6 protein-coding genes are annotated in these 13,823 nt (G+C 34.2%); all 6 read left to right on the top strand.

The genetic code is table 11. The annotated features are described in order from the left end of the window. Positions 1-58: 58 nt before the first annotated feature. Positions 59-3,586: a sulfatase-like hydrolase/transferase gene (locus HNV10_RS07465; protein ID WP_173300711.1), complete on the top strand. Its 3,528-nt coding sequence runs from the start codon at positions 59-61 to the stop codon at positions 3,584-3,586. A gap of 48 nt (positions 3,587-3,634) precedes the next feature. Continuing rightward, positions 3,635-5,740 carry a BNR-4 repeat-containing protein gene (locus HNV10_RS07460; RefSeq protein ID WP_173300710.1) on the top strand — a complete coding sequence of 702 codons (2,106 nt, stop codon included), beginning with the start codon at positions 3,635-3,637 and terminating at the stop codon, positions 5,738-5,740. Between the two features lie 162 nt (positions 5,741-5,902). Beyond that, complete coding sequence (locus HNV10_RS07455; RefSeq protein ID WP_173300709.1) at positions 5,903-7,246, top strand: family 43 glycosylhydrolase; 1,344 nt, start codon at positions 5,903-5,905, stop codon at positions 7,244-7,246. Positions 7,247-7,274: 28 nt separating this feature from the next. Further along, positions 7,275-9,542, top strand: coding sequence for a glycoside hydrolase family 3 N-terminal domain-containing protein (locus HNV10_RS07450; RefSeq protein ID WP_173300708.1), 2,268 nt, complete (start codon positions 7,275-7,277; stop codon positions 9,540-9,542). A 3-nt stretch (positions 9,543-9,545) separates the two neighbouring features. Beyond that, complete coding sequence (locus HNV10_RS07445; RefSeq protein WP_173300707.1) at positions 9,546-10,679, top strand: glycoside hydrolase family 88/105 protein; 1,134 nt, start codon at positions 9,546-9,548, stop codon at positions 10,677-10,679. Positions 10,680-10,851: 172 nt separating this feature from the next. Then, positions 10,852-13,821 (top strand): carbohydrate-binding protein, encoded by a 2,970-nt coding sequence (locus HNV10_RS07440; RefSeq protein ID WP_173300706.1) that lies wholly within the window; start codon positions 10,852-10,854, stop codon positions 13,819-13,821. The last annotated feature ends 2 nt before the right edge of the window (positions 13,822-13,823 follow it).

The following is a 13,823-nucleotide window of genomic DNA, read 5'->3' as shown; positions in this document are numbered from 1 at the left end:
ATAATTTTATAAATTATGAGACCTCTTTAAAATAAACAAATAATTAAGTAATTTATATATGTTTAAAAATAGTTATTTATTAGTAATCTTAAGTGTAGTATATAGTTTAAATATAGTATACGCTCAACAAGAAAACAATGGAGAAAAGCCCAATATCATTTTTATTCTAACCGACGACCAACGCTTTGATGCTATAGGTTATGCAGGGAATAAATACGTTGAAACCCCAGAAATGGATAAATTGGCGGAATCAGGTACCTATTTTAACACAGCCATTGTAACAACCCCAATTTGTGCGGCAAGTAGGGCATCCTTATGGACAGGTTTGCATGAACGCTCACATAATTATAATTTCCAAACGGGAAATATTCGAGGTGAGTACATGGAGAATTCTTATCCTCGATTACTTAAGGATAACGGCTATTATACAGGGTTCTATGGAAAATACGGAGTGCGCTATGATGGTTTAGATAAACAATTTGACGAATACGAAGACTACGATAGAAATAACAGATATAAGGACAGAAGAGGTTATTATTATAAAACTATAGATAATGACACTGTACATTTAACAAGATACACAGGGCAACAAGCATTAGATTTTATTGATAAAAATGGTTCAAATGAAAAGCCGTTCTGTCTATCATTAAGTTTTAGTGCACCACATGCGCATGATGGTGCTCCAGAACAATACTTTTGGCAGAATACAACAGATAACTTGTTAACAGATACTGAAATACCTGGGCCAGAACTTAGCGATAATAAGTATTTCGACGCACAACCAGACATCGTAAAAAAAGGTTTTAATTGGTTACGTTGGACTTGGCGCTACGATACACCTGAAAAATACCAACATAGTCTAAAAGGCTATTACCGCATGATTTCTGGGATTGATTTGGAAATTGCTAAAATTCGTAAAAAATTAAAAGAAAAAGGCTTAGATAAAAATACCGTTATAATCGTAATGGGAGATAATGGTTACTTCTTAGGTGAACGAAAATTAGCTGGTAAATGGTTAATGTATGATAATTCCGTTCGCGTTCCGTTAATTGTTTTTGATCCAAGAGAAAATAAGCACCAAGACATTAATGATATGGTTTTAAACATTGATGTAACACAAACTATAGCTGATTTAGCAGGTGTAAAAGCGCCAGATACATGGCAAGGAAAAAGTTTATTGCCTATTGTAAAAAAAGAAACTAACACCATTAACAGAGATACAGTTCTAATAGAGCATTTATGGGACTTTGAGAATATTGCGCCTAGTGAAGGTGTTCGTACAGAAGAATGGAAATACTTCAGATATGTAAATGATAAAAGTTTAGAAGAACTTTATAACTTAAAAAAAGACCCAAAAGAAGTTAAAAACTTAATAGGAAAGAAAAAATATAAAGCCGTAGCTGCAAAACTTCGTGCTAAACTAGATGAATTAATAAAGAAAAATAGTGACCAATATAGAGCAGCTCCATCAGACTTAACTGTAGAGTTAATTAGAGAACCTGGAACAGACGTAAAGATATTTGACCTAAAACCAGAGTTTGGATGGACCGTACCTTTAGGGTCTAATTTTCAAGGCGCTTACCAAATTCTTGTAGCTTCCAATAAAACAAATATCGATAATAATAATGGTGATGTTTGGGATAGTGGAAGAGTGGCTTCTACAAAATCAACAGATGTAGAATATGATGGTAACCCTCTCGTAATTGGAAAAACATATTATTGGAAAGTAAGAATTTGGGAGCAAGAAAATCGATTGGTAGATTATTCTGAAGCTCAAAAATTTACTACAGACAAGAGTGATAGTTACATAATATCAACAGAAAATAAATTTGAAACCACTAAAGTTAAACCTTCAAAGTTTGAAAAAAGAGGTGATTTTTATTTTATTGATTTTGGCAAGGCTGCATTTGCAACCATGGATTTTACCTATAACGCCAAAACACCACACACCTTAACCATACATGTAGGCGAAATGGCTGATGATAAAGGGAATTTAAATAGAACACCACCTAAAAAAAGTAATATTCGTTATCAAGAAATTAAAGTAGATGTAAAACCAGGTCAAACTAAATATCAAATTAAAGTTCATCAAGACGAACGCAATACAAGAGCAAACAAAGCCGTGCCTTTACCAGATGGCTTCCCGCCTTTAGTGCCATTCAGATATGCAGAAGTAGAAGGTGCTCAAAGCGATCTTAAGGCTGAAGACTTTACACAACTAGCATTTCATACCTATTGGGATGAAGAAGCCAGTAGTTTTGAGAGTAATAACAACATTTTGAATCAAGTATGGGATTTATGTAAATACTCTATAAAAGCAACCACTTTTAATGGCTTATATGTAGATGGTGATAGAGAGCGTATTCCATATGAAGCAGATGCTTATTTAAATCAATTAAGTCATTATACTACAGATAGGGAATACGCTATGGCAAGACGTACCATTGAGTATTTTATGAAAAATCCTACTTGGCCAACAGAGTGGCAACAACATGTACCTTTATTGATTTATGCAGATTATATGTATACTGGTAATACGGAACTTATTGAGCGTTATTACGAACCATTAAAACATAAATCTTTATTCGAATTATCTAATGAAGATGGTCTTATAACATCGACTAAGGTTGATGCTGAGTTCATGAAAAAATTAGGTTTTCCAGATGGTTATAAAAAGCCATTAACAGATATCGTTGATTGGCCTGGACCAAACTTTAATGGTAGTAAAACAAAAGGAGAACGCGACGGTTTTGTATTTAAACCATACAGTACTGTGATTAACTCATTTTTTTATGAGAACATGAAAATCATGGCAGAGTTTGCAAAGATTCTTGGCAAAACGCAAGAAGCTATAGACTTTGAATATAGAGCGGCTAAAGCTAAAAAAGCGGTTAACGAACAGATGTTCGATGCAGAACGTGGTATCTACGTAGATGGTATTGGTACAGACCACGCCTCACTTCATGCTAATATGATGCCTTTAGCTTTCGGATTAGTTCCAGAAGAGCATTTTGAATCTGTTGTAAATTACGTGAAATCCAGAGGAATGGCTTGTAGTGTTTACGGAGCACAATTTTTAATGGATGGTCTATATAATGCTGGTGAAGCTGATTATGCATTAGATTTATTAACAGATACTTCAGATAGAAGTTGGTATAACATGATAAAAATTGGTTCAACAATTACTCTAGAAGCTTGGGACAACAAATACAAGAATAATCTAGATTGGAACCATGCTTGGGGAGCTGTTCCTGCAAATGTAATTCCACGCGGATTATGGGGAATTAAACCCAAAACACCTGGATTTGGTATAGCAACAATTAAGCCACAGATGAGTAAATTAAGATCTAGCGAGATAGAAGTACCAACCGTTAGAGGTACAATCAAAGGAAAATATACTTATAATGGAGCTAGATTGCAGACGTATGAAATTGAAATCCCAGGAAACATGGTTGCTGAGTTTTCTCTAAACGGTTTAGATGGAAAAGACCTAATCCATAATGGAGAAAAAGTACCATCTGCTTTTGAATCTATTAGATTATCACCAGGAAAACATACGATACAGCTGAAAATAAATTCGTTTTAAACAACCAATGCCAGTAAAATAATTACTGGCATTTTTATATAATAATGTATGAAAAAATTCTACTTAATATGGATGCTGTGTTTTTTTTCGTTCATAAATTGGGGACAGGAACAGCAACTTGCGGCCAACTTAGAAGAATTATCAGAAGTAACAGGAACTGGTGAGGGAGGTTTGTTCTTTGCAGGAACTAGAGATGTAAATTATAGATTCTCACAAAGAATTTCACCTCATGGTGATTGTGTAGATGTTGTAAATGGGTATGCATTTGTTACTTGGTACAAAGGAGGTATGGATGTGCGTAACTTAATGTTATCAAGAAAAAATTTAAGTGTACCTAACTCTAGTTGGGTAACTATAGAGTTTCCACATCAACATGTAGGTCAAGGTGGAGAGCTCTTAAATGGTACAGGTATTAGAGGTGATTCTCACAATACAGCCGCAATAGGAATCAGTACAATAGACAATACAATTCATATTATTTACGATATGCACGCTTACACTGCAGCAACTTTGCCTAATGATTTTTTTAATTATTCTGTGTCTGTTGCTAATGCTGCATTTGTTCCAGATGCGCAATTCAATTTGAGTTTATTTAATCCAAAACAAAATTATTTAAAGCTCGGACAAGATTATGAAAGGATGACTTATCCTATGATTCATAGAGCAGACGATGGAAGTTTAATAGCTAGATACCGAAAAGGAGGTTCTGGTAATGGAGATATTTTGATGGCACATTATAATGGAACCGGATGGTCTAACAATTGGTTATTCCATGACGGGACGTTACCATTGCCAAATAGAAACAATATGTACGGAGGTGAACGGTTTTTAAATGGCAAGTTTTATTCTGGGTTTTCAATAAGATACTCTACTAATAATGATACAAACACCAGCAACGGCTATATGTTAAATAGTGGACTATATTATGCTTACACCAACGGTATACCACAAAATCAGTCAACGCAGTGGTATGATGTAGATGATAATCCAATTTCTTTGCCGATAGTAAATAATATAGATCCAAATCTAGATCCGGTTCAAATAGCACAACCAGGAGATGATTACGGCACGGAAACTAATCCAAGAAGTAATAGTGATCCGGCTTGGACAGTTACTGAAAATGGAGCGATTCATTTTGTACAACGCGTTGATAATAGAAACGTACATTATTATAAGTTGGCTACTGATACTAATTTCTCTAGTAATGTAGGCGGACTTATTCCAAATCCACAAACTCGTGGTGAGCTTTATAGTTACATAGACCATGTTTTTATGGTGGAATTATTAGGTGGTAAAGTATATATTAAAACCACTTTAGAAGGAGAAAATGACTGGAAAATTATATATACCAATACGGACGCTGTAAATTATTCACATTTTGATGCCTTTGTTGAAGGAGATAAACTGTATGTATATTTAATGGAAGATACAGGCAATAATACACCTGGTGTTGGAGACAAACGTCCTTTGTTTTTTATGGAATTTACTTTATCTGAAGAGGATGTGCCAGATACTACTGATAATTTATCCTTGGAAGCAGAGGACTTTACAACAGCATCAACTGATATTAATATAGGTACAAATCCTGTGGCATCTGGTGGAGAATATATAGATGCATTTTCAGGAAGCCAGTTTATTGAGCACGTATTTGAAGTAACTACTGCAGGTACTTATGATTTTATCCTTTTTGCTGCAAATAAAAATAGAGATGATTCTATCATGGATATTGAAATAAATGGAACGTTGTTCGATGATGTTTTAATAACCAGAACATTCGACTGGAGTGTGTATTTAGAAACTAGAATTCCAGATGTTACGCTAAATCAAGGTTTAAATACCGTAAGATTAACACAGCGAAGATCATTATCAAGTGAACCAGATAAAATTGAATTTGAACTAATAGCACCTCTAAGCATTAATGAATTTGACGCTCAAAATATTTCAGTTTACCCTAATCCTAGTGATGGCGTTTTCAATATAAAATCAAACATTTATAATCTAGAATATAAATTAGTTAACATACAAGGTCAAGTTTTGGAAATAGGAAGCGTGTCTCAGAATAAAGTAGATTTTTCTAAAAATGCCCAAGGTATTTATTTTTTAGAGCTATATAGCGAAACAGACAAGTTTTTCAAAAAAATAGTTATTAAATAGAAAAAATGCTCAGGATTATCAACGCTTTCTTTTTTACACTACTTAATTCCTGTGAACAAAAAAAAAATAATACAGGATAGGACAGGACGCTTCCCAAAAGGTCAAATCATATATTTATTCAATGGTAATTCCACTAAATATTCAGAAATAAAGTAATAGTTTATGAATTTGAAGTTTTCATATGTTGTCCTTTTATTTATGTGTGTTTTTTCCATTTATGCACAAAATCCTATTGTGCCAAATGTTGGGTTAAACGATCCTCATATTCATATTTTTAACGATACAGCATATGTTTATGCATCACACGATAAATCCATCAAGAATGATAAATTCATCATGGAAGATTGGTGGATTTGGTCGTCTCCCGATTTGGTGAATTGGACAAAGCAAAGTGTCCTTAATCCAAAAGACACTTATATTGGAAAAGAGTATTCAAGATGTTGGGCTACAGATGCTGCATATAATAATGGAAAATATTATTGGTATTTTTCCGAAGGTAACGAACAATCTGGAGTTGTTGTAGGTAATACACCTATTGGCCCTTGGAAAGACCCATTAGGAAAGCCATTATTAATTTCAGATTTAACGCCAACGCACGAGTACGATATGTCCATTTTCGAGGAAAATGGAGACCATTATATCTTTTTTGGAGTTTGGGATTACTACGTTGCTAAGTTGAATGATGATATGATAAGTCTTGCTGAAGTACCAAAAAAAGTTGTAATAAATAACCCTAGAGGACCATATAACAGAGACGGAAAAAACAAAGACATGCCAACGGATGATAAACCGTTTGTACATAAGTACAATGGAAAATATTATTTGTCTTGGGGCTGTTTTTATGCCATGTCCGATAATTTATACGGACCATATGATTATGTCGACACCATCATAAAAGAAAGCAGTTTCGCTGAAGGTTATGATAGTCCAACATGGCCAAATGGTTTTTTACAAGGTCGTCACGGTAGTTTTTTCAAGTGGCATAATCAATCGTATTTTGTGTATTGTGATATTAGTCAAACTGGCAATCGTTATTTTAGAGACACTTTTATAAGCTATGTGCATTACAAAGCCAATGGTGAAATGGCAACGATTAGAGTGGATGGTATTGGTGTAGGACAGTATGATGCGGATAATGGATGCATTGAAGCTGAAGATTATTTTAAGGCTGATATGGTTTATAAAACAGAAAACGTAATGGGTGGTTTTTCTATAAATCCAGAGGCAACTAATGGTTTTGTGACCTATCCAAACATTCAGAATTTAAATAAAAAAAGTACTATAGAATTTGAATTTCTATCACAAACAAATACAGAGATTGAAGTTAGAGAAAGTGATAAAAACGGTAAACTTCTAGCAACCTGTAAGTTTGATTCAAACAACACAAAAGCCTTTAAAACTAAAAGTATCAATATAGAAGGATTGCATAATAATCAAACCATATGTTTGGTTTTTAAACCATCTTCAATTGGAAATTTAAAAATTAACAGATTTAAGATTAAATAAAATACATTTACTATATATCACATCAATAATGAAAAGAAAGTCACTAATATTATTTACAGTTCTAGCAGTAGCGATATCATCTTGTTCCAAACCAGTTGAAAAAGATTATAAAGATGCATCCTTATCAATAGATGAACGCGTTGAAGCTTTATTGCCTAAATTATCTCTTGAAGAAAAAGTAGCACAAATGCGAATTTTTCATGCCAACATAGGGACTAAACCAGATGAAAATGGAAATTTGAAACTTTCCGAGAAAGTCATTGAAAAACTAAAATTAGGTATTGCAGGAATCAAAAATCCAGGAGAACATATTGATGCTGTAGCTGCAGCTAAACTCAATAACGAACTTCAAAAATATATTATTGAAAACAACCGTTGGGGAATTCCAGCATTGTTTGTTACAGAATCTTATAATGGAGTAGATGCAGAAGGTTGTACTAAATTTGGTCGTTCAATAACATCAGCAGCATCATTCAACCCAGAGTTGGTAAGGCGTCAATGGGATGTTGTTGGTAGAGAAGCACGATTAAGAGGAATGCACATGTGCCATTCACCTGAGGCAGATATTGTTCGCGACCCTCGTTTTGGACGTATGAGTGAAGCTTTTGGAGAAGATACTTACTTAACTACTCAAATGGTTAAAAATGCAATAATAGGTGTCCAGGGTGATTATGAAGGATTAGGAAATGGTACTCATATAGGTGCTGTGGCCAAGCATTTTGCAGGTTATGGCCAGGTCTTGGGTGGTTCTAATTTTGCGGCTATTGAGATTTCACCAAGGACGTTAATTGATGAAATTTACCCACCATTTGAAGCCGCTGTAAAAGAAGCAAAAACGTTGGGTATTATGGCGTCACATGGCGATATTAATGGTGTGGCGAGCCATGGAAATCCAGAATTGCTTACAGGTGTGCTTCGCGATCAATGGGGATTTGAAGGCTATGTAGTGTCAGATTCTAATGATATTGCGCGTTTGTTTTATTTTATGAATGTAGCCGAAAGTCCAGAAGCCGCTGCTCAAATGGGCTTGGAGGCAGGAATAGATATTGATTTGTATGCAGAAGATTCTTATGCGTATTTACCCGAAATGGTAAAGAATAACCCTGATTTAGAAAAATTAATTGACCGTTCGGTACGTCGTGTGTTGCGAACAAAATTCATTCTTGGACTTTTTGACAATCCATATATTGATATAGAAGATGTAAAAAAAGGCGTTAGAGCAGAATCGTCTTTAGAATTAGCGAAAGAATCGGATTTAGAGTCTATTATTATGTTGAAAAATGAAAACAATGCACTTCCGTTAAGTAAAGAAAAATCGACAAAAGTTGCATTGTTAGGCCCATTATTAAAAGACGATACTAAAGCAATGTTCGAATTGGTTTCAGGTTCAAATATAAAATTCATTGCCGAAAAAGGGTTTAATTTAACCAATGAAAAAGGAGGTGCACCAGAATTAATGGAACGGGATCCAAAAGCTATTGCTAAACTAGTAAACGCAGCTAAAGGTGCAGATGTGTCTATTTTGTTTTTAGGAGGTGATAAGTTTACTTCTAAAGAGGCTTATTTTAGTAATAGTACTTTAGGAGATCGTGCTACTATCGATCCAGTTGGTCCTCAAGATGAGCTTGTTGAAAAAATAAAAGCATTAGGAAAACCTGTTATCGTGGTTCTAAAGCACAGACGAACATTATCTATCAATACAATTGCAGCTGAAGCCGATGCTATTTTAGATACTTGGGATTTAAGTGAATTTGGAGATGAGTCGGTAGCAAAAATCATATTTGGTGAATTATCACCATCAGGAAAATCACCTGTTACGATTCCGAGATCTATTGGGCAATTGCCTTACCATTACAGTATGAAAGAAATTAATTATAAAAAAGAATATTTATTTTTAGGTAAAGGACCGTTATATCCTTTTGGTCATGGACTAAGTTATACTGATTTTGAATATTCTGATATTACAATCTCTAATGGAGAAATAACACCAGATACAGAACTAGAGGTAAGTGTAAAAATTACTAATAATGGTAGTATTAAGGCAAAAGAAGTGGTTCAAATGTACATCAAAGACGAAATAGGTTCGGTAACTAGACCAGATAAAGAATTAAAAGGTTTTGAAAAGATAGAATTAGATGCTGGAGAAAGTAAAACCGTAATATTTAAAATTACACCAAAAATGCTTGAATTTACAGGTATAACCATGGAGAAAGTTTTAGAACCTGGTGATTATACAGTTAAAGTAGGAACATCTTCTCAAGATTATTTAGAAACAACATTCAAATTAAAAAAATAAAAAATGAATAAGTCGTTAATAACACTTTTAGCAGTTTTTACTCTTTTTAACTGTTCAGTAGCTCAAAAAAATATCGAAAAAGACTCGGTTTCTATAGATAAAACACAAATTAAAGCATCTATGATAAATGCTTTAGAATGGCAAGAAGCACACCCAATTATAGCCATAGCACCAACTGATTGGACCAACGGAGCTTATTACACTGGTGTGGCTAGAGCACATAAGACAACAAAAGATATGATGTATATGGCTGCACTAAAAAACCAAGGCTATTGGAATAATTGGAATACATTTAAACGCGCACATCATGCAGATGATGTGGCAATTTCATACAGTTATTTATACGTAGATATGACCGATGGGAGAAAGAATTTTGTAGACTTAGAGCCAACAAAGAACTTTCTAGATGCACATCTATTCGAAGATGATAACTGGAAAGCAGGAACCGATAAAAGTAAATATGGGAGAACCATTTTATGGTGGTGGTGTGACGCATTATTTATGGCACCACCTGTATTGAATTTATACGCTAAACACACAAAAGAAACGAAGTATCTAGATGAAATGCATAAGTATTACATGGAAACTTATAACCAGCTGTATGACGAAGAAGAGCAGTTGTTTGCAAGAGATATGCGCTTTGTATGGCAAGGAAATGATAAAGACACTAAAGAACCTAATGGTAAAAAAGTGTTTTGGTCTAGAGGAAATGGATGGGTGATAGCAGGTTTAGCCTTAATCTTAGATGATATGCCAGAAGATTACAAACACCGTCCGTTTTACGAAAAATTATATAAAGAAATGGCTGAGAAAATATTAGAAATTCAGCCAGAAGACGGCTTATGGCGCACAAGTTTATTAAGTCCAGAATCTTATAATCATGGTGAGGTAAGTGGAAGTGGTTTCCATACATTTGCTTTGGCTTGGGGAATTAATAATGGATTAGTGGATAAGAAACATAAACCAGCAGTCCTAAAAGCTTGGAAAGCTATAGCGGCTTGTCAGCATGAAGATGGTCGAGTTGGTTGGGTGCAAAATATAGGTGCTTTTCCAGAGCCTGCATCGGTAGATTCATGGCAAAATTTTGGAACAGGAGCTTTTCTGTTAGCTGGAAGTGAAGTCTTAAAGTTGGAATAACGGAAACCTTCACGATTAAAATAATTTATTAGTGTATTTGAACTCGTTTAAACTTTTTAATTAGCAAAAAGGTTAAACGAGTTCTTCATTAAATCCTATTACAGGATAGTCCATGATGCATTGTTATATGCATAATTTTAACTTTATAAGTCAATATTATAATTGTATAATTATGGGTAGCGTCACAAAGCTTTCAAAAAGTCAAATTATAACTTTTACAGTATCGCTTTTGTTTGTTTTTACATGGCGAGTCAATGCACAAACGTATCCTTTTACGTTACCAGAGACAATTACGGCATCTTTAAATGTTAATTCATCTGAAACTGAAGTTTTTAATAACAAAATAATAGGATATAACATTCAAGGATTTGATACGCAAGTACAAAAAGACTTTATTAATCTAGTTGATCCTGTAACTATACGTTTTCCTCATGGAGTATGGGCTAACTTTTATGAGTGGGAAACAGATGGTTACCAACAAGACAGTTATGATAACCGAGACCACCAGGATGCTTTAGATATTTTTGTAGCTAGTGGAAGTGGTGATATTGATGGTATTGCAGAATTAAATACACAAAAAATAAATTTAACTGGAGGTCAAGGTTACGATATGATGTGGACCTACAGTATTAATTTTGACGATGGACCAAGTAGTGTGGCTAGAGCTTATCACGATATTGGTTTAGGACTAGAAGTTGCGGCTATAGAATTAGGTAACGAACATTTTTGGTTAGGACAACGTAGCTGGAATACCGAAACTCCAGAAATGTATTTGGCAAGAGCTACCGAAGTTTCAAATGCTTTAAAAGCAGATTTTCCTAATATAAAGTTATCACTACCATTAAGTTGGAGAAGATCACATCAAAATTATAATAATACAATTATCGGAAATGGTGATTTTTTTGATGCCATTACCATACACAAATATATAGGAGCAGATCCTGATGTACCAGGTGAAAGTAATAGTGCCTATAGTGCGTTGTTAACTGCTAAATTAGAATTAGCTAACGACGTTAACTGGGTAAGAAATTTTGCCCCAGGAAAACCAGTTTGGTTAACGGAATGGGGAGTTTCTGCAGGTAGTGAGGTACATGGAGGTGCATGTTTAGGAATGGCAGATGCATTTCTGTTTATGGCAGAAAATCAAGATATCTATGAAAGAGCAAATTGGTTTATTTTTAATCGGGTACTAAATGCTATGGTTGTGGTTGGAGATGATAGAGAACCTGTCTATCCTTTACAGAAAAGAGGCTATTTATCTACCTATGAAATTATTCAAGATGTATTTAGAGATGCGACCATGTTAGATGGAACGGTAACTTCAAATGCACAATTATCTACAACCTTAGGTTCTGTTAATGCTGTTAATGCGAGAGCAACAACTGACGAATTTGGTGAAACTAAAGTAGTAGCAGTTAACCTAACTAATAAACCTGTTGTGTTCGAATTAATATTTGATGATTTAATTTATTCTAGAAGTTTTAAACATGAGGCTTTAGTATTCGATAATTTAGGAGTAGTTGCACCAGTGGATTATTATTCAAATTCTTTAGAATTAATTAATGAAGGTACAGGTACCATTACACTTCCTCCATTGTCAGTAAGTAAAATTTCAGAAATCTATTATGATGAATCTATAAAATTAATAGAAGGAACAATTGAAGTTGAAGAATACAACGCTGGAGGTGATGGCGTAGGCTACTTTGATACTACAGCAGATAACACATTAAGTTCAGCAATAGATACAGATGGTGTAGATGTAGGTATGGAAAATGATATTACTTATGTAGGCGATACGCAAAATGGTGAATGGTTAAAGTACGATGTAAATGTTTTAAAAACTGATGATTACGATTTTGAATTCATTTATGCCTCAGAGAGTTTGGGAGCATCGGTAAGTATTGAGATAGATGAGGTGATCATTTTTGAAAATTTCGCATTACCACAAACGTCTAGTGCTACAGATTTTCAAGGTATTACCAAATTAACCGTTCCGTTAACCAAGGGACTTCATGAGCTCAAGTTAAATGTTCAAAACGGAGGATTCAATCTTGATAAGATTAATATAGCTGCTGTTCCTTCAATAGAACCTCCTAGTTTCGTAACACCAAATGATTTAGATAATATTGAGCCTGGAGAAAATATTGAAGTTGAAGCATCAATAACATCAGCACCAGAGCATATCTCAAGTTTAGATTTATTTATAAACGATGTTCTGGTAAGAAGTACTACATCGACACCATTCACTTGGGGTTTTAATGGGCAAAATGATATAGTATTGGAAAATATTGAAGAAGGTACTTACCAACTAAAATTGGTGTTAACAGATAACAGAGGAAGAACTAGAGAAAATACAATAACGGTTACGAGCACTGGTTTTCCTACGCGGCCTTTCTTTGGTACGCCACATCTTGTTCCAGGTACTATACAATTAGAAGATTACGATTTTGGAGGTCCAGGATTAGCATTTTTTGATACAACAGTTGGAAACTCAGGTGGAGTCTATCGTGCAGGTGCCGATGAAGATGTCGATATTTCTGCAGGAGCCACAGAATATGTTATAAATGATTTAAAGCCTAATGAATTTACCAGATATACAATTAATGTAACGGAAGCAGGACGATATGAAATGGTTATAAATTACAAAACGTTCTCTTCTACTTCAAAATCTATTGGGGCTTATTTACTTCCAAAAGACTTGTCGTCATCAACAGAATTATTTTTTGATCAAGGTGGTTCTTCAACATCAGGAATCATAAGATCTGAAGATGAAAATGGATCAGTCGTATTTCTAAATTACCAATCTGTAGAATTTAATCTCAATGAAGGAGTTTCTGTTTTAGAGTTTAGGATACCACAAGGCGGTAACGGACCATCGTACGACTATGTAGCACTCAATAGATTAGGTAGTTTAAGTGTCAATGATTTTGAACAAGCTGCTAATAATCTTAATGTATACCCTGTGCCAAGTAAGGACGGAAAGTTTAATTTAAGTTTACAGAAAGCGTGGAAGGTATATTCTATTTTGGGAGTAAAAGTAAATGAAGGCAATAGCAAATTAGTTGATTTATCAAACTTTTCTAAAGGTATATATATCTTAAAAACTGATGATGGTATTACAAAACGCCTTTTGTATAGATAATA

Origin of the sequence: Winogradskyella litoriviva, assembly GCF_013249065.1 — a bacterium.
Lineage (GTDB): Bacteria > Bacteroidota > Bacteroidia > Flavobacteriales > Flavobacteriaceae > Winogradskyella > Winogradskyella litoriviva.
Note: the sequence above shows the minus strand (reverse complement) of the source record. Positions and strands in the feature narration are given on the sequence as shown.